The sequence below is a fragment of the Rhizobium sp. PEPV16 genome (genome assembly GCF_008919455.1).
GTDB lineage: Bacteria > Pseudomonadota > Alphaproteobacteria > Rhizobiales > Rhizobiaceae > Rhizobium > Rhizobium leguminosarum_Q.
The window spans coordinates 33525-52301 of record NZ_VSZV01000351.1 but is presented as its reverse complement, the minus strand read 5'-3'; the positions used below and the strand labels follow the sequence as shown (position 1 = coordinate 52301).

The window sequence follows — 18777 nt, the reverse complement described above, 5'->3', positions numbered from 1 at the left end:
TCCTTCGTTTGGCATGGCCGGTCTGCTTGCCTACAGACGCCGGTGGCCGCTTCTTAATCTTCGAGGAAATATTTCGCTCATGGATTGGCCGCCGAACCAGCGACGCCGCCAGATGTTCCGGATGATGTCAAAGAACATGTCAAAGAAGATGACATTGAAGCCGGAACAATCTTCGCCGCGCTTGGTTCGGCAGGTCATCTTCAACTTGAGCGGACGGAAATCAGATGGCGATGATCCTTGTAACCGGCGGCTGCGGCTTTATCGGAAGACATGTCGTCGAGGAGCTTCTCGACAACGGCTATGAGGTGCGGGTCCTCGATGCGTTGATCGATCAGGTTCATGGCGATGCTGAAACGTCGCTGCCCGAAACTGCCGAAATCTTGCGCGGTGACGTCAGGGATAAGCTCGCGGTCGAACGGGCTTTGTTGGGTGCCGATGGCGTGATCCATCTCGCTGCGGAGGTCGGCGTCGGGCAGTCGATGTACGAGATCGCCCGATATGTCGGGAGCAATGATCTCGGCACGGCCGTTCTTCTGGAGGCGATGATCGGTCGCCGGCCCAAACGCGTTGTCGTCGCCTCGTCCATGAGTGTCTATGGCGAGGGCCGCTATGAAACCGCCGACGGTGCGCAGCTCGATCTGGTCAGGCGACGCGGCGACCAGATCAAGGCCGGCGAATGGAACCTGCGCGGCGCTGACGGCAAAGTCCTGAGGCCGGTTGCGACGGATGAAGAAAAGCCCGTCGATCTCGCCTCGATTTATGCGCTGACCAAATATGCGCAGGAAAAACAGGTCCTGATTTTCGGCGAAGCCTATGGCGTCGAGGCGGTGGCGCTTCGTCTCTTCAACGTATTCGGCGCCGGCCAGGCTTTGTCCAACCCCTATACCGGCGTCTTGGCAAACTTCGCCTCCAGGCTCGCCAATGGCCAGCCGCCGATGATCTTCGAGGATGGCGAGCAGCGGCGGGATTTCGTGCATGTGCGCGACGTGGCGCGCGCCTTCCGCCTGGCGCTCGAAAAACCCAATGCGCCGGGACATGTCATTAATATCGGCAGCGGCCAGGCCTATACGATCGCTGAGGTCGCAATGCTTCTCGCCGATGCGATGGGCGTGCCGGAAATACGGCCCGAAATCATGAACAAGGCGCGCTCCGGCGATATCCGCAACTGTTTTGCCGACATCGCAAAGGCGCGCGAACTGCTCGGCTTCGAGCCGCGCTTCAAGCTGGAAAACGCGCTCGGACCTTTCGCCGATTGGGTGAGACATGCTGGAGCGATCGATCGCGGCGCGGAGATGAAACGGCAGTTGGAGGAAAGAGGGCTCGTATCATGACCAAATCCGCATTGTCGGCCGGGACCGGCACGTCCTCGAGATCCTATGGCTTTGTCGAGTGGTTCCGCCCGGGCGAATACGAGCGGACGTCGCAGACGATCGCAGACGTCGGTATAAGCGGCGCCAGCTATTTGCGCACGCATCTGTCATGGGCCGAGTACCTCGCTGAGGGTGGCGAAGCATGGTTTGATTGGCTGATCCCGAAGCTTGGGCGCGAGATCGATCTTCTGCCCTGCATTCACTACACGCCGCCGTCCTTATCCCGGACAGGACGGTCTTCCGGCGCACCGGCCGATCTCAAGTCCTATGCCGACTTCGTCGACCACGTGCTCACCCGATACGGTCGGTATTTCAGTCACATCGAATTGTGGAACGAGCCCAACAACCTGCTCGACTGGGACTGGCGCGAAGACAAGGACTTTCTGCTGTTTTGCGAGATGGTCGGCGCCGCCGCCTATTGGGCCAAACATCGCGGCTGGCAGCCGGTGCTCGGCGGGCCATGCCCCTTTGATCCCTATTGGCTCAACCTGATGGGCGAGCGCGGCGTGCTCGGCGTCGTCGATGCCGTCGGCTTCCACGGGTTCCCCGGCACATGGGACAGTGAGGAAGGCACTTGGGGCGGCTGGGACATGCATCTCGGCGAGATGCGGAAAATTATCGGCCGCTTCAACGACAAGGCCGAGATCTGGATAACCGAAACCGGCTATTCGACCTGGCGCAACGACGAGATGGAGCAGGCGCGGCGTTTCGTGAAGGCTCTGAGCGTGCCGGCCGACCGGATGTATTGGTATTCCTGGCGCGATGTGCCGCCGGATGTACCAGTGCAGGAGGGCCTCTGGTTCGACCCCCGGCACTACCATCTCGGTGCCGTCACCCATGAGAACCAGCCGAAGCTGCTCGCGCGCCTGCTGATGGAAGGCGGCGTCGAACGGCTCAAGCAGGTCGCCCGGCTCGCCACCCCCAACGTCGCCAAGGGAGCCGCCCCGATCGTCATCACCGGAGGCTGCGGCTTCATCGGCTCCAACCTTGCCGACAGCTACCTTCAGGACGGTGAAGACGTCGTCGTGCTGGACAATCTCGGGAGGCCCGGCGTCGATCAGAACCTCGGCTGGCTGACCGAGAGGCATGGCTCGAACGTACATCCGGTCCTTGCCGACGTACGCGACGCCAGAAGCATCGAGGCAGCCTTCGCGGATGCCAAGGCGGTCTTTCATTTCGCCGCCCAGACCGCGGTCACCACCAGCCTCATCCATCCGATCGACGACTTCGAGGCCAATGCGCGCGGCACGATCAACGTGCTGGAATCGGTGCGCAAGGCCGGCCGCCGTGCGCCGGTGATCTTTGCCAGCACCAACAAAGTCTATGGCGGGCTCGACGACCTCGCCATGCGGGAGGCCGACGATCGCTACCTGCCGGTCGACGCGACCGTCCGGTCATACGGAATCGGCGAAGACAGACCGCTCGATTTCTGCACCCCTTATGGCTGCTCGAAAGGCGTGGCCGATCAATATGTGCTGGATTATGCGAAATCCTTCGGCGTCCCGACGGCCGTGCTGCGCATGAGCTGCATCTATGGCCCACGCCAGTTCGGCACCGAGGACCAGGGTTGGGTGGCGCATTTCCTGATCCGGGCGCTCGCCGGCGAGCCGGTCTCGATCTACGGTGACGGCAAACAGGTCCGAGATATTCTGCATGTCGCGGACGCGATTGCCGCCTATCGGGGCGTCCTCGATGGCATTGACGGGATCAAGGGCCGCGTCTTCAACCTGGGAGGCGGTCCGGCGAACGCCGTCAGCGTGCTCGCAGTGCTGCGCGAGATCGGCAAGTTCATTGGCCGCCCCGTGGAGACCTCCTTCGACGACTGGCGGTCCGGCGACCAGTATTTCTTCGTCGCGGACACCCGTAAGCTTCAGCACACCCTCGGCTGGCGTGCGCGTGTCGGCTGGGAGAGCGGACTGCAGCATCTGGCGGAGTGGCTTATCGAAAACCGTTTCGGCGGCCGGCCGATCCTGCGCCGGGATCGAAAGGCCTCGGCATGATCCGTCGACGAACCCGAATATTGATGACCCTCGATGCGGTTGGCGGCGTCTGGCGTTATGCGATGGATCTCGGTGCGGGGCTTCGACACCAGGGAATGGAAATCGTCTTCGCGGGCCTCGGACCCGCACCGTCGGTGACGCAGGCTGGTGAGGCGAAAGCGCTGGGACAGCTGGTGTGGCTCGATGCTCCTCTCGACTGGATGGCGGCGAGCCGCGCTGAAATATCCGCGGCTCCCGCCGAAATCTCTCGGGTAGCCAGAGACTACGGCGTCGATCTGCTGCATCTCAACCTGCCCTCCCACGCCGCCGGGATCGAAACGCCGCTGCCCGTCCTCGTGGTGTCGCATTCCTGCGTCGTCACGTGGTTTGCAGCGGTGCGCCGGACGCCGGTGCCGCCGGACTGGGCCTGGCAGCGCGATGCGAACCGCGAGGGCTTCGACCGCGCCGATGCCGTGCTGGCGCCAAGCATGAGCCATGCGGATGCACTGCAAGCCGCCTATGGTCCGCTCTCCCGGTTGAGGGTGGTCCACAATGCGAGCCGGGTCGGGTCCGATCCGCGTCCGAAGAAGATTTTCGTCTTCGCGGCCGGGCGCTGGTGGGACGAGGGCAAGAACGGCGCGGTGCTCGACAGGGCGGCAGCGGTGATGCCTCTGCCCGTCGTCATGGCAGGTTCGTGCTCGGGTCCCAACGGACAGCGACTGCAGCTCAATGACGCCGACGATCGCGGACCACTGCCCTATCCGAAGATCATCGCCTTGATGCAGCGCGCGCAAATCGTCGTATCGCCATCCATCTACGAGCCTTTCGGCCTCGCCGCCCTGGAGGCGGCGCGATGCGGTGCGGCTCTGGTGCTGTCCGATATCCCGACCTATCGCGAGCTATGGGACGGATGCGCGCTGTTCTTCGATCCGCATGATCCCCAGTCTCTGGCAGCAGCGTGCATGCGCCTCAGCGAAGACGAGCAATTGCGCTCGGAACTCGTGGTGCGATCGCTGGAGCGCTCGCGAAACTTCAGTTTGGAACGGCAGGCGGCAGCGGTACTCGAAACCTATGCGCAACTGATGAACGACGAACTTACCCCGGTAGCGGCGGAGCAATCATGAAATTCCTGTTTTACACCCATTCGCTGGTTTCCGACTGGAACCATGGCAACGCCCACTTCCTGCGCGGCATCATGCGGGAGCTGAGCCGCCGCCATCACGAGGCGCTGGCGCTCGAACCCCAGGCATCCTGGAGCCGCGGCAACCTGCTGAGCGATCAAGGGCCGAGGGCGGTCGAGAAATTTCACGACATGTTCCCGCAGCTCCGTTCGCAAATTTACGGACCGGATTTCGATCACGAGGCGGCGATCGCCGAGGCCGACGTCGTTGTCGTCCATGAATGGACGGAGCCGGCGCTGGTGGAGCGGATCGGGCGAGCCCGGCGCAGCGGCGCCGATTTCACCCTGTTGTTCCACGACACGCATCACCGGGCCGTGTCGGCAAAAACCGACATCGCCGGACTGACGCTTGAGGATTATGACGCCGTGCTCGCCTTCGGCGAGACGCTGCGGCAGCGCTATCTGCAGGCCGGTTGGGGCAGATCGGTCTTTACCTGGCATGAGGCGGCCGACGACGCGCTGTTCTACCCGAGACCGGAGATCGAAAAGACAGGCGATCTCATCTGGATCGGTAATTGGGGCGATGACGAGCGCTCTGCCGAACTCATGGAATTCCTCGTCCGCCCCGCGCGTGAGCTCGGGCTGAAGGCGACCGTTCGCGGTGTGCGTTACCCCAAGCAGGCACTCGACGCGCTTGAAGATGCACGCATCACCTATGGCGGCTGGATCGCCAATGCAGAGGCGCCGCTCGCTTTCGCCGGCCACAAAGTGACCGTCCATATTCCGCGACGCCCCTATGTCGAGAACCTGCCTGGCATTCCGACGATCCGTGTCTTCGAAGCGCTGGCCTGCGGCATCCCGCTGATCTCAGCACCCTGGACCGATGCCGAAGCGCTTTTCAGGCCGGGCAGGGATTATCTCGTTGCCGAAAATGGCCGAGAGATGACGCGCCTGTTGCGCGAGGTGCTGACGGACGATGCTCTCGCGGCTGCGCTGGTCACATCCGGCCTCGAGACGATCCGGGCGCGGCACACCTGCCGACATCGCGTCGATGAACTCTTCTCGATTCTGAAGCAATGCGGCACGGCGGGCGTCGTCGGCCAGCTGCCAGCCAAGGAGGCTGCCGAATGAAAATCGCCTTTTACGGATCAAGCCTGGTTTCCGCCTACTGGAACGGTGCCGCCACTTACTACCGTGGCCTGCTACGCGCTCTGGCGCAGAAGGGCTACGACATCACCTTCTACGAGCCGGACGTCTACGACCGGCAGAAAAACCGTGATATCGATCCGCCCGAATGGTGCAAGGTCGTCGTTTACTCAGGCACCGTCGAGGCCCTGAAGGAGGTGACGGCGGCTGCGGCCGGAGCCGATATCGTCGTCAAGGCCAGCGGCGTCGGTTTCGAGGACGATCTCCTGCTCCAGGAAGTCCTTCGCCATGCCAGCCATGGGGCTCTGAAAATCTTTTGGGATGTGGATGCGCCGGCAACGCTCTCCGAGTTGCGGCAGAGCTCCGAGCACCCGCTTCGCAAATCCTTGGGCCGGATCGACCTGGTCCTCACTTATGGCGGCGGTGATCCCGTGGTCGACGCTTATCGCAGCCTCGGGGCAGCCGACTGTGTGCCGATCTATAACGCGCTCGATCCTCAGACCCATCATCCGGTGAAAGAAGAGGCGCCTTTCACCGCAGATCTTGCCTTTCTCGGAAACCGTCTGCCCGACCGCGAAGCGCGGGTCGAGCAATTTTTCCTCGAGCCGGCTGCCCGCTTGCCGCAGCAAAAGTTTCTGCTCGGCGGGTCCGGCTGGAGCGACAAAGCGTTGTCGTTGAACATCGTTCACATCGGGCATGTCCCGACCCGTGATCACAATGCTTTCAACGCGACGCCGAAAGCGGTGCTCAATATTTCCCGCGCCAGCATGGCCGAAAACGGTTTTTCGCCGGCAACCCGCGTCTTCGAAGCCGCCGGCGCCGGCGCCTGCCTGATCACCGACTATTGGCAGGGCATAGACCTGTTTCTCAAGCCCGGCGACGAAATCCTTGTGGCGCGCGACGGCCAGGATGTCGCCGATCTTTTGACCGGCCTGACATGGCAGCAGGCCAAGGCGATTGGACAGCGAGCGCTGAGACGCGTGCTTGATGAACACACCTATGCCAATCGCGCCGAGACCGCCGATGCCATCTTTCGCGCCCGTGCCGCACGAGCGGAGGCTGCCGAATGACCAATCCGCTTGATATCGTCATCCTTGGCCTCTCCTTGTCGTCGTCCTGGGGCAACGGTCACGCGACGACCTATCGCTCGCTCATCGGCGGCTTGCACGCTGAGGGACATCGGGTGTTGTTCCTGGAGCGCGACGTGCCTTGGTATGCAGCGCATCGAGATCTTCCGGATCCCGACTTCTGCCAGCTTGTCCACTACAGCGACATCGACGAGATGATCGAAAACCATTCCGATCAGATCAAGGCGGCGGACGCCGTGATCATAGGGTCATATGTCCCATGCGGCGTCACCGTTATCGACAGGGTCGCCGCCCTTAAGCCGCGACGGCTGTGCTTTTACGACATCGACACCCCGGTCACGTTGGCGAAGCTCGACCGGGGCGATGAGGAATATCTGGCGCGCCGGCAGCTTTCGATCTTCGACGCCTGTTTCTCGTTTTCCGGCGGAGATGTGTTGGCCAGGCTCGAACGCCGATACGGCGCGCGCAAGGCAATCGCTCTCTACTGCTCCGTCGATGCGAGCCGATACAAATCGACCGGCGAAGCCTTCCGCTGGGATTTCGGCTATCTCGGCACCTATAGCCCCGACCGGCAGCCAACGCTCGAGCGACTGCTGATTGAGCCTGCCAGGCAGCTGCCGCATCTGAGCTTCGTGGTTGCCGGTCCTCAATATCCGGGGAATATCGACTGGCCAGCAAACGTCGAACGGATCGAGCACCTGCCACCTGCCGATCATCCGAGCTTCTACAGCCGGCAGCGTTTTACGCTGAACGTCACGCGAAGCGACATGATTGCAGCCGGCTGGTCGCCGAGCGTGCGGCTGTTCGAAGCCGCTGCCTGCGGCACGCCGATCATCAGCGACGACTGGCGCGGCCTAGACGAACTCTTTGCCGATGGTCAGGCAATCGTCATCGCCAAAGGATCGGAGCATGTGGTCGACGCCCTGACGACGATCTCTCCCGAGGCGCGTCGTGCGCTGGCATCGGCCGCCAGGGCGACGGTGCTTGGGCGCCATACCGGTGAGGTGCGGGCTCGTGAACTCGCCGCCGCCTTGAGAGAACTGCCAGGAGAAGGGGTGAACGACCGTTGCCCCCAATCTCAATCCATTTCAGCCTAGGAGACGCATGATGCTGCAAAGGACGCGAAACGGAAGAGTGAAGACTGTGCTTGTCGCCGGAGGAGCCGGTTTCGTCGGGTCGCACTTATGCGATGCGCTGCTGGCACGCGGCGACCGGGTGATCTGTGTCGACAGCTATATCACCGGATCGGAGGACAATGTCCGGCCGTTGATCAACCATCCGAAGTTCCGTTTGATCGAAAAGGACATCTGCCATCTCTATAGCCTCGACGAGCATTTGGACCAGATCTACAACCTCGCTTGTGCGGCATCGCCCCCACAATATCAGGCAGACCCGGTGCATACGATGATGACCTGCGTTGCCGGCACCGGCAATTTGCTTTCGTTGGCCGAACAGCATCATGCCTCGCTCCTGCAGGCATCGACGAGCGAGGTCTATGGCGATCCCGTCGAGCATCCGCAGACGGAGGATTACCGCGGCAATGTCAGCTGCATAGGCCCGCGCGCCTGCTACGACGAAGGGAAGCGGGCGGCGGAAGCACTTTGCTTCGATACGTTGCGGGCCGGCAAGGTGGACGCACGTGTTGCCCGCATTTTCAACACCTATGGGCCGCGTATGCAGCCGAGCGACGGGCGGATCATTTCCAATCTGCTGGTGCAGGCCATATCAGGCGCGCCGCTGACGATTTATGGAAGCGGCGACCAGACGCGTTCCTTCTGCTTCGTCAGCGACCTCGTTGCGGGCCTGATGGCGCTGATGGACGTCGATCCCAATCCGGGCGTCCCGGTTAATCTCGGCAATCCCGGCGAATTCACCATCAACCAGCTGGTCGACATGGTGCTGGCCATGATGCCGTCGACATCGATCGTCGTCCACAAGCCGCTGCCGCAAGACGACCCGCAGCGCAGACGGCCCGACATTTCGCGGGCAAAAGACCTTCTCGGCTGGCAGCCGACAATCCCGCTTGCCGAAGGTCTGCGCCTGACGGCCGACTGGTTCATCACCGCGGCCCGTCCTGACGGCGGCCTCGATGGCGCGAAGGTCAAGCGGCGCTCGAACTGGCGGCAAGGTACAAAGCCGGACGCACTGCGATCGTCGTCTAACATGTGAGCGATGAACGACAAAGGAGAGCCGAGATGGATGCAGCACAGCTGCCGAGAGATCAGGACCTGCAAAAGCGGATTCAGGAACTCGGGCCGTGGTTTCAGAATTTGAACATCGGCGGCCACATGACAGCGGCCGATCATTTCCTCGGAGATTATCCCACCTTCAAATGGAAAGGGTTCCAGCATGTCCTGCCGGCCGATCTTAGTGGCCTCAGCGTGCTCGACGTCGGCTGCAACGCCGGTTTCTATGCCCTAGAGATGAAACGGCGCAACGCCGCCCGTGTCGTCGGCATCGATTCCGACCCGCGCTACCTGGCGCAGGCCCGCTTCGCAGCGGAACAAGCGGGAGCGGAGATCGAGTTCCGGCAGATGTCGGTCTATGACGTCGCCCAACTGGGTGAGAAGTTCGACCTGGTAATCTTCATGGGAGTGCTCTACCACCTGCGCCACCCCCTGCTGGCGCTGGATCTACTCTATGAACACGCTGTCGGTGACATGATGCTGTTCCAATGCCTCCAGCGCGGCGACGAACGCGTTCCCGACCTGAAGGAGGATTACGACTTTTCCGAATGGAGCATCTTCGACCAGCCTGAATATCCGAAGCTCTTCTTTGTCGAGGAACGCTACGCGTCCGATCCGACAAACTGGTTCATTCCCAACCAGGCGGCGGCCGAGGCAATGCTGCGCAGCGCCGGTTTTCGAATCGATGTCCATCCGGAACGCGAGGTCTATCTGTGCCGACGAGGCCAACGCCATTATGCGGTTGAGCCGCCGCCGGTGGCCACGCCTTGAACGACTCGTTTTGTCGGACCACAGCTGCGGGAAGCATTGGACTTCAATGAGGCGGAAAGCCTACCGCGGCATGCGGTGCACGGGCTTCAACCGGCCGCTTGCTCAGCCGTAGCCGAATATCGAAGTGGTTGAGGGTGCCGGGCAGGTCGTCGACTGTCAGAGAGGGCTGAAGCAGCGTGATATCCGCCTGCGACAACAGCGCACCGATGGCGAGGCTGGCAACCGTCGGTACGAGATTGTGGGCCGGACAAATGGCAGCACCGGCGCTGAACGGCACGAATCCGACTGTCGGCAGGGTGTCGTTGAGGCCCCAGATACTTGGTTCCATCCGGTTTGCATAAGCCAGCTCGGGATCCCGGTGAAAGAAGGGCGCGAAAATAATGACGCCCGTGCCGCGCGCCACGGTCCTGTCGCCGGATTTGATATCCTCGGTCAGCTCTCTGAGGATGACGGGGGTCGTCGGCCAGAGGCGCAGAGCTTCGAGCAGGCAATTGCGTGTGAACGGACGATTCGGGATCTTTAATTTCGTCAACGGCTTTGGCCCAGTAGCTCGGATGGCAAGCAAGCAGCGCAAGCGTCCGGAAAACAGCAATCCCGGCAGCGTCGAAGGCAAACAGCCATTGGGCCACCTGGCTTTCCAAATCGAAGTCGCTGCTTTTCGGCAGCCGGCCAATCAGGCTGCCCTCCTCCGGCTGGCGCAGGCGCAGATATTGACCCAGCTGCTGCTGAAACTGCCGACGCTTGCGCCGATCGATGGAAGCTGCAAAAGCCCAATTTGCCCGGCTTCGAAGATCGCTCAAGGTCTTGGTCAAAGTGACGTCGTTGCGCGCGCGATCGCCGAGTACGGTGCGGCGGACAATCCGGAACCAGGCTTGCGAGAACGCAGACCAATAGAGTTCGTTTGGCCCGCCGGAACCGATGCCGTCCAAAATCTCCAAGAGGTCGGAATCGACGATCGTCTTGAGGCGGGCCGAAGAGGGATGCAGCCGGTCCGCGCTTGCCAAAGCATGTTCATGGATCGGCCGAAGCTCGGCCCGCCGCGAGGCATCTGAGATCAGCACGTTTTTCGGTTCGAAATGCGCAAGAGCGGCGCGCTTCTCCCAGGTTGCCGTGGCAAATGGCTGGGGTGAACACTCGAGCACCGTCGAGACGTCGGAGGGGTCGAGCACCAGCAGCTGCGGCCGGAACGGGATAGGCAACAGCAGAGGCGCCCTGCCATATTTTTTCACCAGCCGCTGCATCTGACTGACAGCACCCGTGTCCAGATCCTGCCGCTGTGCCAGGCGTTCCATGATTGGGCGGCGAATGATGACACCTTTGGCAGCCGTCGGAACCATGACAGCCGCAACCACACGCAATGTGTCGATCCAGCTGGCACGATTTATCCGGACGAAGCCGGCGGGTCTTGCGTTCGAAAAGACGGCTTGATTGCGAGAATTCATGATCCCGAAGCCCCTTGCTGCACGGGATATCCGATCAGCTTTATTTCCGAACCAGGACAACGGCCGATTGTTCCGGCCTGAACACCGATCCTCGATAGACGATGCAACTTGGAGGCAGCGGAACAGAAGCCGGCTCACCGCGTTGTTTCGAGCGCATGCATGTGTGGAGGTCCCATGCCTGATGAACCACCCGCAACCACCCCTGACCTCGAACCGCGAAAAGGCAGCCCGAGCCCTCGCCTCGACGAGAGCGAATTCAAGAAGCGTTTCCTGAGCCAGTTCAAGGACCGGGCGTACGAGACTTTGGAAGACGAACTCGGCAAAGTCGCCGCGGCTGCCTGGGATGCTTACGCCCATTCGCGAAAGAGCCCGATGACCAGGAAAGCTGGACCAGGCTTTGCCGATCCCGACTATGATCTCGCCGTCGATTGGCTCGCGGCGAGAGACGAAATCCGCGCTGCGCAAGCGCGCTTCGAGGACGAAACCGCGCCATTGCGCGTCCTCCTCATCAATGGCTCGTCGCGAAGCGAACATACCTGTCCGGGTGAGCTTTCGAAAAGTTTTCGAATGGTCGAGATCGCCAAAGAGGTGTTTGCCGCCGGCGGCGTCACCGTCAATATCCTCGACCTCAGCCGCATCGCTTCCGAATACGGCCGACAGATCCATCCGTGCAAGGCGTGCTTCTCGACATCGGCCGCACTCTGTCACTGGCCGTGCTCCTGCTACCCGAACTACTCTCTCGGACAGATCCACGATTGGATGAACGACATCTATCCGATGTGGGTCGAGGCGCATGGCATCATGATCGTCAGCCCGGTGAACTGGTACCAGACGCCCTCGCCGCTGAAACTGATGATCGACCGGCTTGTCTGCGCCGACGGCGGCAACCCGGATCCGACAAGCACGCATGGCAAACATGCCAAGGAGGCCAAGGCGCTTGAAATGCAGGGATGGGACTATCCGCGCCATCTTTCCGGCCGCCTGTTTTCGGTCGTCGTCCACGGCGATACAGAAGGGGTCGAGAATGTCGGGCGCAGCGTCTCGAATTGGCTGACGTCAATGGACCTCATCCTGGCCGGAGCCTTGGCCGAGGTCGAACGTTACATCGGTTATTGGGAGCCCTACGCCACCAGCCACAACGCCTTCGAAAAGGATATGGCTTTTCAGGAGGAAGTGCGGAATGCCGCCCGAACCCTGTTGGAGGGCATCATGGCACGACGCAAAGGCAAGATGGTGGCGGCGGGAGGACGATTGAAACAGCCGCGTGAGAAGTGAGCGACAGCCAGCCGGCTTAGACGCTGATTGCCGATCTCGTCTGGATCGACGCGTCGGGACAATCTACTCCTTGCCTGAACCTGGTTCAGCCATCTTGGCATGCTGGTGAGCAAGAATGCTTGCCGGCGTCACATTGGCCACGGCTGCCTGTAGTTTATTCTTCCAGCCGCTGACGACATCCCCTTCACCGTCCATCATGGCATCGAAGCCGATCTTGGCGACGTCAGCCGGATCATCTTTCTTGGCCTGTCCGACGGAGGTATCCATGAGATCGGCGCGCTCGAAAAATTCGGTATCGGTCGCGCCGGGCATCAGGCAGCTGACGGTCACGCCGGTCTCTTTCAATTCCTCGCGCAGCGCGAAGGAGAAGCTGTTGATAAAGGCTTTCGTGCCGTTGTAGACGGCCTGATAGGAACCTGGCGTGAAACCGGCGATGGAGCCAGTCAGCAGAATGCGACCCTCGCCGCGGCTGCGCATCAGATTGCCGACCTGCTGGACAAGATAGATGGTCCCGACGATGTTTGTATCGATGACTTTCCTGGCTTCCGCAAAATCCTGGTCAAGGAAACCCTTGCCGAGACCGCGCCCGGCATTCGCCATCAGCAGATCGACCGAACGCCCGGAAGCTTCGATGGTTTCCATCAGCCGGTCGACGCCGTCTTCGGTGGAAAGGTCGGTTTCGATCGCCTGGACCGAAGTGCCAAACTCTTTGAGGCTCGCCGCTGCCTGCTGGATGCGTGTCTCGTCGGCGGCGATGATCAGATCATAGCCTTCCCGGGCGGCGCATTTGGCGAGTTCATAGCCAATGCCGGTGGAGGCGCCAGTGACCACCGCGAGACCTTTGCCAAATTCATTCCTGTCCATGTTTCTTCTCCTAAACCTCGGAAAAAACTGAAGCAACCGAACCGGGAACGAGACGATATGTTCCGGCGAAGAGCTAGGCCTTCAACGTGCGATGCGGGGAGCCTCGGCGGACGCGTGTGTATGTTTAGCTGCGACCTACACGCGGGCCGACGATATCCATAGGTGTTGATTGCGGGGGGCGAAGCGTGATCAGTCGATGAGCTGGTCCCCAAGCAGCGACACCAAGGTTTCCCGAGCGCGGCTGACGCGGCTTTTCACCGTGCCGATCCGGCAGCCACAGATCCTGGCGGCATCTTCATAGCTCGTTCCGGCGGCCACCAGCGTCAGGGCACGGCGTCTGTCGTCGGAGAGGCGCGTCAATGCCTGTTGCAGTTCACGCTCGCGAAGCGCCCACTCCTGGCTCGGGGCGACCGCGACTTGTTCAAGGATCGCATCCATCCCGACCGGCTCGCGCTTCCGCCGACGATAGTTGCTGCAGAACGTATTTCGAAGGATGGTGAAGAGCCAGGACTTGAGAGAGGTGCCAGGATGGTAGAGCTGGATCGAATTCAACGCCTTCAGCAGCGTTTCCTGCACGAGATCATCGATGTCGTCCTCACTACGCAGGAATCTTCGGGCAAATGCGTGCAACGCCGGTGTCAGTTCGACAATCTCCAGCTCGATTGAGGATGCTTCTTGGCAATGCGACGCGGGACGTGATGAAGATAGAGACGTCATTTTTTCTCTCCTGGGATGAAAAGGAAAGCTCCGGACATCCAAATTGTTGCTGTACGATATCGCACGAAAATCTCGTTCGCTCATCGGCAGACCTCTTCCAAAGCAGCAGAACATGAAGATATCGGAAGGCGGTGGCGGATCGTCCCAAAGACATCGCTGGAAGGCGACCCATCCGGACTCGAAACGACGATCCGGCAAAAACGGTTCCTGCGCGATGCCGCACAGCGTTGATAACATTCACGTTATTCGGCGAGCGCCGTGTGTAACGGTCCAAATCTCGTGAAAAGATAGGCAGGGCAGGAACAACAAACGTAGGCAATGGTTTGATCTATCGCCGACTGCAACCCGTTGAGTCGGTCTCGTCCTTGGCCGGACAGAGATGGCGCCGCCGTTATCGGGGCGTCATCTGTCCGACCGAGCGAGAACTCATCAACACGCCATAGATCGACACGCCATAGGAGGACTCAATGGCAACCGAAAAGACGCTGAACGATCTGTTCCTCGACACGCTCAAGGATATTTACTACGCCGAAAAACAGATCCTGAAGGCGCTGCCGAAAATGGCCCGCGCCGCCCAGTCGGAGGAAGGCAAGGCCGGTTTTCTGCAGCATCGTGACGAGACCCTAGCCCAGGTCGAACGTCTCGAACAGGTTTTTGAAATGATCGGCAAGCCGGCACGTGGCAAGACCTGCGAAGCCATTCAGGGAATCATTGCCGAAGCTGATGAGATCATGGAGGAGTTCAAGGGCGCGGTTGCCCTGGATGCCGGACTGATCTCTTCGGCACAGGCCGTGGAGCACTACGAGATCGCGCGCTATGGCACGTTGATCGCGTGGGCAAAGCAACTCGGGCTCAAGGACGCCGTGCCGCTGCTGCAGGCAACGCTTGCGGAAGAAGAGGCGACCGACAAGAAACTCACGCAGATTGCCGAGTCCTCAGCAAATGCCAAGGGAAAGCGAGCGGCCTGATTCCTGATGCCTTCGCCTGTTCCACGGCCGCCGCGCGGCGGCCGTTCATCATCTGGCGTTTCGCAGCCAAAACGGTGGACGCTGAACGAAGTGGCGGCAGGCCCAGCTGTAGACGACAGGCATCATGCCTTAGTGTTGGATGAGTTCCGATATGAGCGTAATCAGTTTTGACAAGCTCCGCGAGACGCGGGAACGGCCCGACGCTCAATTCGTTAGAAAGGACGAAGACGGGCAGGCAATCTATCTGTTCGCACTCGAATACACGATGGGTCCGTCGGTCTGGGCTGCCACAATCTGGGCCTACTCATTCGAAGATGCCGAAATGCGAGTGAAGGCAATGCGCGAGAGCCTTACGGTCTGCGGTCAGCTTCATGCATCGATACGAGGTTAGGAAGCATCGATAAATTTTTGAATCGGGAAATCGGTTTGGTGGATTCCCCTTTTTGCTGTTTGTTTGTAGACAGTTTCGGTGATCGCTGCGAACTCGATGAAAATCTCTATCCCGCCGGGATCAAATCTCCGACGCCGAAATGGCCGCGATTAATATCTTCCACCACACCTTCCACGGCAAATGGAACTATACAATCAGCCCAAGACTGCCAAAAACGGAGTCGTAATTTAACGACGCATCCTAAGTTGGCATTCCTGGATTGGGAACGATAACGCGAAGCCCTGTCTGAAAAGGTTTCTGTCGGCATTTGAGGATTCGTGATGTCTATAACGGGCAATCTTAAAATCAACCTTTCCCACAGCCAAGAGGCAAAGGCACGAGCCGCCGTAGCGCTCTATCGGTATAATACGAAAGCAACTGGAATTGACGATCGCGCTCCAATCGGAGCGGAGCTTTACGATCCTGCCGGAAAGGTTTTGGGTGGATTGTGGGGCCGCACTGAGCTGGGCCTCTTGTTTCTCGACATGTTTTTTCTGCCGCACCGCCTGCGCGGAAGTGGCTATGGCGCGCGGCTTCTTGCTGTTGTGGAAGAGGAAGCCAAGAGGCGCGGCTGCCACCGCGCTGTTGTTGAGACAAGCAGCTTCCAGGCGCCGGGCTTTTATGTTCATCGAGGCTATCAAGAATTCGGTCGGATAGAATTCGGAGTTGCAGCGCACGCTCGTATCTTTCTGTCAAAGCACTTGTAACGAGTCCCCCCGGGTCGCGCCGCGGGGCCAAGGCCAGGTGAAATTGAGGTGTATGAGAGGGACATCCGCTCATGACCGGGAACCAAACCGCGCCCGGAAAGTTAAGCGAAATCTCTTTTCCAGCGATGCACCGCGGAAATTTTCCATCCTGCAGCATCTGAGGGTCAAAGGAGGCCAGTCATGCGACATCGCGACCACAGTGGACATCAAGGCATGGGCAGGCATCCATACGCGATGTTCGCCGTCAGCATACTCCTCAGTCTCGTTGTCATGTACTTCGTCATGTTCTCAATGATCGACGGATGGAGAGACTTCCGGAATAACCTCAACATGCTCTACATGGCGCTGACGATGGTTGCGCCGATGGGCACCATCATGCTTGCGACCATGGGCGGCATGTACAGGAACAAGAGGTTAAACACACTCATACATGTCGGCCTGGTGATCCTGCTACAGATCCCGCTATCGCGGTTCGGGCGATCGCAAAGGGAATGGGACCCGATACGAAGATTGGCGAGGTTATGTCTCGAGAGGTGAATTATTGCTTCGAGGATGATGACATCGACAGCGTGCTCGACAACCTTGGCGATCTCCAGATCCGCCGTCTTCCCGTCCTCAACAGGGGCAAGCGGCTAGTGGGCATTCTTTCGCTCGGCGATGTGGCGGTATCCGCGACGGACGGTTCGGCAGGACCGGCGCTTTTGCCGCCATTTCCCATCCCGGTGGCGAGCATTCGCAGACCTGAAAGACATAATGACTCCGTCAAAGACGACAACGGACACAAGGAGACTGTGGACGGAGGGCGTCAGGGCCGGCCGTCCTACGTGAAGGCCGCGCAGGCGATCTGCCGATTTCGCCGGTCAAGACGCCACCCGAGAATGCCGAACTCCAGGGTGAGAATACCGTCGAAGGCGATGTCGCGAACGATACGACACCGCAAGGTGGCGTGAACCCGCGCCAACAGGGCAGGACAAACAATAATTCCCGGCAAACGCTTTAAAAGGAGAAATCACATGGTCAAGCAAGCCCCAAAGAATGTAGGCCCGGGCCGCTCGGGCAAGGGTGACGGTTCAGGTGCCATGACCGATCTGAACGCCCGTGACGTTCCCGAAAACGCCGTCCTTTCCAACCGCGGTAAGGCGCGTCATTCGCAGGAGCGCGGACTGGATAGCAAGCGCGTCGAAACTGAGCAGCTTCGAGATCACGGCGCCAACCGTGATTCAGCCTGATCGTCGAATTGCTCGAATGCACTTTGCCTTCCAATGGCGGGCCGCCAAAAACGAAACGGACATGGGTAGAGTACTGAACGAGGTTGATGGCAAGGGTGAGGGCGCGGCGGCCTTCGTTGCCTATCGATCTCACAGTGGTTCTCTGTACACCACCGCCGAACCGCGGCGGTGACGAGTTTGATGTCTTGATCGGACAATGAAATGAGGGAATTGAAGCAGTTAAATGCTCTCCAATATCCGATAGGAGCGCCTTTTCACCCTCTGGAGTCACACCAGGAGAGGAGACCGATATTGCTAGTGGTGAGACGTGGACGACGGCGCGTTGACCTGCAGCGAATGAAGGCTATCAAACTTCACGATCAGCAGCGTGACCAGTTCCTCGCGCGTCCTGTGTCCTTGATTATAGAGGTCGACCGCCGCGCTGCAAAGCAGCTGCATTGATTGTTCCGTTGGCGCGGCGTGATTATACCGGTACCAGGTCCGAACAGCGTCCGAAAGCACATTCACGTCTTCTATCTGGAGTGAGAGATTGAAGTCCGTCATATCATCCTCCTTGAGCGTCGCAACAGCTCACCCGGATCGCGATAAGAAACCGTAGTGCATCAATCTCCCAAGGCAACCGTCAGTGCGGTTGCGCACAATTGTCAGCGATGACATGGCAGAGTGGCGAACGCGTTACCGATGCTGTTGCTTTGAGCGCGACGGAAGGGCAAAATGCACAGGCTATCCTGCCGGCATGCCGGCTTTGAAGGATTTCGAATGCCACGCTTCTACTTCAACATTCTGTCTGAAGCAGGATCGCTCGACGACTGGGAAGGAACCGAGCTTGCTGATCTGGATGCCGCTCGCATGGAAGCGGTGCGTGATGCTCGCGCATTGATGAGCAGTGCCGTGCTGCTTGGATATGACATTGCGTCAAGAAGCGTCGAGATCAGAAACGAAGCAGGTGATATCCTGCTCGTGTTGCCCTTTTCGGAAGCGATTAAGCGAATGGGCTGATCTATCTGGCGCGGAGCGGAAGACCCAGCAACTTTTCATATTCGCGCTCCGGCACTCCATAGCAGCCACCGGCAATTTCGATCAATTTTTCCCTGTCCATTATTCGCACGTTTCCGCGGGTCGATCGGATGGCGTGGACGCCCTCAAGGACGTGTAGTTCATTGGTGACGCCCGAACGGCGGACGCCGAGCATCAACGCCAGAAATTCATGGGTGACTGCCAGGTTGTTGCCTTCAAGGCGGTCGTGACACATCAGGATCCACCGAGCCAGCCGTTCATGCATATTGTAGCGGGCGTTCGCGAGCGCCGAATGGGCGAGCTGCAGCACGGTTGTGTGAACATAGCGAAGGAAGAAATCCTTCATCTCGGGATCATCGGCGAGCGCGCGCTGAAACGTCTCCATCGGCACCATGATTCCCGACCCTGCGACTTGCATGAAGGTGCGCGTGGGGGTGGTCTCTACCGCCAGGACGACGTGCATGCCGG

20 protein-coding genes and 2 pseudogenes are annotated in these 18777 nt (G+C 60.0%); 17 read left to right on the top strand and 5 right to left on the bottom strand.

What is annotated here, in order from left to right; all coding sequences use genetic code 11:
* Window positions 1-224 precede the first annotated feature (224 nt).
* The 8 genes from FY112_RS31140 to FY112_RS31105 are packed head-to-tail and all read left to right on the top strand — an operon-like array spanning window position 225 to window position 9660.
* On the top strand, window positions 225-1331 hold the full coding sequence (locus FY112_RS31140) for an NAD-dependent epimerase/dehydratase family protein (protein WP_151520090.1): 1107 nt from the start codon (window positions 225-227) through the stop codon (window positions 1329-1331).
* Window positions 1328-3370, top strand: a complete 2043-nt coding sequence (locus tag FY112_RS31135) for an NAD-dependent epimerase/dehydratase family protein (RefSeq protein WP_151520089.1) — start codon at window positions 1328-1330, stop codon at window positions 3368-3370. Before FY112_RS31140 ends, FY112_RS31135 begins: the two co-directional genes overlap by 4 nt.
* Before the next feature lie 23 nt (window positions 3371-3393).
* A complete protein-coding gene (locus tag FY112_RS31130; protein ID WP_151520088.1) occupies window positions 3394-4473 on the top strand; it encodes a glycosyltransferase in 1080 nt (359 codons plus the stop codon).
* Window positions 4470-5600, top strand: a complete 1131-nt coding sequence (locus FY112_RS31125; protein WP_151520087.1) for a glycosyltransferase — start codon at window positions 4470-4472, stop codon at window positions 5598-5600. The genes FY112_RS31130 and FY112_RS31125 overlap by 4 nt, the downstream gene beginning before the upstream one ends.
* A complete protein-coding gene (locus FY112_RS31120; RefSeq protein ID WP_151520086.1) occupies window positions 5597-6685 on the top strand; it encodes a glycosyltransferase in 1089 nt (362 codons plus the stop codon). The genes FY112_RS31125 and FY112_RS31120 overlap by 4 nt, the downstream gene beginning before the upstream one ends.
* Window positions 6682-7800 (top strand): glycosyltransferase, encoded by a 1119-nt coding sequence (locus tag FY112_RS31115; protein ID WP_151520085.1) that lies wholly within the window; start codon window positions 6682-6684, stop codon window positions 7798-7800. The genes FY112_RS31120 and FY112_RS31115 overlap by 4 nt, the downstream gene beginning before the upstream one ends.
* Window positions 7801-7810: 10 nt before the next feature.
* Complete coding sequence (locus FY112_RS31110) at window positions 7811-8872, top strand: UDP-glucuronic acid decarboxylase family protein (RefSeq protein ID WP_151520143.1); 1062 nt, start codon at window positions 7811-7813, stop codon at window positions 8870-8872.
* 26 nt (window positions 8873-8898) lie between these two features.
* Window positions 8899-9660, top strand: a complete 762-nt coding sequence (locus tag FY112_RS31105) for a TIGR04290 family methyltransferase (protein ID WP_151520084.1) — start codon at window positions 8899-8901, stop codon at window positions 9658-9660.
* Between the two features lie 43 nt (window positions 9661-9703).
* On the opposite strand, the gene FY112_RS38240 is transcribed toward FY112_RS31105, so the two are convergent.
* Window positions 9704-10192 (bottom strand): cytochrome P450, encoded by a 489-nt coding sequence (locus FY112_RS38240; RefSeq protein WP_246700796.1) that lies wholly within the window; start codon window positions 10190-10192, stop codon window positions 9704-9706.
* A 22-nt stretch (window positions 10193-10214) separates the two neighbouring features.
* Between FY112_RS38240 and FY112_RS38235 the strand changes: the two genes are divergently transcribed.
* A complete protein-coding gene (locus FY112_RS38235; protein ID WP_246700795.1) occupies window positions 10215-10712 on the top strand; it encodes a hypothetical protein in 498 nt (165 codons plus the stop codon).
* 564 nt (window positions 10713-11276) lie between these two features.
* Window positions 11277-12377, top strand: coding sequence for a flavodoxin family protein (locus tag FY112_RS31095; RefSeq protein ID WP_151520083.1), 1101 nt, complete (start codon window positions 11277-11279; stop codon window positions 12375-12377).
* A gap of 63 nt (window positions 12378-12440) precedes the next feature.
* Here the strand turns inward: FY112_RS31095 and FY112_RS31090 are convergent, their stop codons facing one another.
* Window positions 12441-13241 (bottom strand): SDR family NAD(P)-dependent oxidoreductase, encoded by an 801-nt coding sequence (locus FY112_RS31090; RefSeq protein WP_151520082.1) that lies wholly within the window; start codon window positions 13239-13241, stop codon window positions 12441-12443.
* A 189-nt stretch (window positions 13242-13430) separates the two neighbouring features.
* Entirely contained in the window at window positions 13431-13958 is a 528-nt protein-coding gene (locus FY112_RS31085; RefSeq protein ID WP_151520142.1) for a sigma-70 family RNA polymerase sigma factor, read from the bottom strand.
* Between the two features lie 467 nt (window positions 13959-14425).
* Here FY112_RS31085 and FY112_RS31080 point away from each other — a divergent pair, with 467 nt between their 5' ends.
* From FY112_RS31080 to FY112_RS31055, 6 genes and pseudogenes are all read left to right on the top strand, one after another.
* Window positions 14426-14926, top strand: a complete 501-nt coding sequence (locus FY112_RS31080; RefSeq protein ID WP_151520081.1) for a ferritin-like domain-containing protein — start codon at window positions 14426-14428, stop codon at window positions 14924-14926.
* A gap of 151 nt (window positions 14927-15077) precedes the next feature.
* A complete protein-coding gene (locus FY112_RS38230) occupies window positions 15078-15317 on the top strand; it encodes a hypothetical protein (RefSeq protein WP_151520080.1) in 240 nt (79 codons plus the stop codon).
* 320 nt (window positions 15318-15637) lie between these two features.
* Window positions 15638-16063 (top strand): GNAT family N-acetyltransferase, encoded by a 426-nt coding sequence (locus FY112_RS31070; protein ID WP_151520079.1) that lies wholly within the window; start codon window positions 15638-15640, stop codon window positions 16061-16063.
* A gap of 213 nt (window positions 16064-16276) precedes the next feature.
* Window positions 16277-16522, top strand: a pseudogene (locus FY112_RS31065) (DUF305 domain-containing protein); the annotation flags it as partial.
* Window positions 16523-16554: 32 nt separating this feature from the next.
* A pseudogene (locus FY112_RS38645) lies at window positions 16555-16665 on the top strand (CBS domain-containing protein); the annotation flags it as partial.
* 411 nt (window positions 16666-17076) lie between these two features.
* The gene (locus FY112_RS31055; protein ID WP_151520078.1) at window positions 17077-17292 is read left to right on the top strand and encodes a hypothetical protein; all 216 of its coding nucleotides are present in this window, start codon (window positions 17077-17079) and stop codon (window positions 17290-17292) included.
* Between the two features lie 294 nt (window positions 17293-17586).
* On the opposite strand, the gene FY112_RS31050 is transcribed toward FY112_RS31055, so the two are convergent.
* Entirely contained in the window at window positions 17587-17835 is a 249-nt protein-coding gene (locus FY112_RS31050; RefSeq protein ID WP_151520077.1) for a hypothetical protein, read from the bottom strand.
* A 216-nt stretch (window positions 17836-18051) separates the two neighbouring features.
* Between FY112_RS31050 and FY112_RS31045 the strand changes: the two genes are divergently transcribed.
* Window positions 18052-18291, top strand: coding sequence for a hypothetical protein (locus tag FY112_RS31045; protein ID WP_151520076.1), 240 nt, complete (start codon window positions 18052-18054; stop codon window positions 18289-18291).
* A gap of 1 nt (window position 18292) precedes the next feature.
* Here the strand turns inward: FY112_RS31045 and FY112_RS31040 are convergent.
* Window positions 18293-18777: Crp/Fnr family transcriptional regulator (locus FY112_RS31040; RefSeq protein WP_151520141.1), on the bottom strand; the 485-nt coding region annotated here is incomplete at its 5' end.

Coding starts and splice junctions, on each gene's coding strand:
- FY112_RS31090 (WP_151520082.1), bottom strand. CDS start 13,241: ATGGACAGGAATGAATTTGGCAAAGGTCTCGCGGTGGTCACTGGCGCC.
- FY112_RS31120 (WP_151520086.1), top strand. CDS start 5,597: ATGAAAATCGCCTTTTACGGATCAAGCCTGGTTTCCGCCTACTGGAAC.
- FY112_RS31045 (WP_151520076.1), top strand. CDS start 18,052: ATGCCACGCTTCTACTTCAACATTCTGTCTGAAGCAGGATCGCTCGAC.
- FY112_RS31050 (WP_151520077.1), bottom strand. CDS start 17,835: ATGACGGACTTCAATCTCTCACTCCAGATAGAAGACGTGAATGTGCTT.
- FY112_RS31125 (WP_151520087.1), top strand. CDS start 4,470: ATGAAATTCCTGTTTTACACCCATTCGCTGGTTTCCGACTGGAACCAT.
- FY112_RS31105 (WP_151520084.1), top strand. CDS start 8,899: ATGGATGCAGCACAGCTGCCGAGAGATCAGGACCTGCAAAAGCGGATT.
- FY112_RS31070 (WP_151520079.1), top strand. CDS start 15,638: ATGTCTATAACGGGCAATCTTAAAATCAACCTTTCCCACAGCCAAGAG.
- FY112_RS31095 (WP_151520083.1), top strand. CDS start 11,277: ATGCCTGATGAACCACCCGCAACCACCCCTGACCTCGAACCGCGAAAA.
- FY112_RS38230 (WP_151520080.1), top strand. CDS start 15,078: ATGAGCGTAATCAGTTTTGACAAGCTCCGCGAGACGCGGGAACGGCCC.
- FY112_RS31115 (WP_151520085.1), top strand. CDS start 6,682: ATGACCAATCCGCTTGATATCGTCATCCTTGGCCTCTCCTTGTCGTCG.
- FY112_RS31140 (WP_151520090.1), top strand. CDS start 225: ATGGCGATGATCCTTGTAACCGGCGGCTGCGGCTTTATCGGAAGACAT.
- FY112_RS31080 (WP_151520081.1), top strand. CDS start 14,426: ATGGCAACCGAAAAGACGCTGAACGATCTGTTCCTCGACACGCTCAAG.
- FY112_RS31135 (WP_151520089.1), top strand. CDS start 1,328: ATGACCAAATCCGCATTGTCGGCCGGGACCGGCACGTCCTCGAGATCC.
- FY112_RS31110 (WP_151520143.1), top strand. CDS start 7,811: ATGCTGCAAAGGACGCGAAACGGAAGAGTGAAGACTGTGCTTGTCGCC.
- FY112_RS38235 (WP_246700795.1), top strand. CDS start 10,215: ATGGCAAGCAAGCAGCGCAAGCGTCCGGAAAACAGCAATCCCGGCAGC.
- FY112_RS31085 (WP_151520142.1), bottom strand. CDS start 13,958: ATGACGTCTCTATCTTCATCACGTCCCGCGTCGCATTGCCAAGAAGCA.
- FY112_RS31055 (WP_151520078.1), top strand. CDS start 17,077: ATGGTCAAGCAAGCCCCAAAGAATGTAGGCCCGGGCCGCTCGGGCAAG.
- FY112_RS31130 (WP_151520088.1), top strand. CDS start 3,394: ATGACCCTCGATGCGGTTGGCGGCGTCTGGCGTTATGCGATGGATCTC.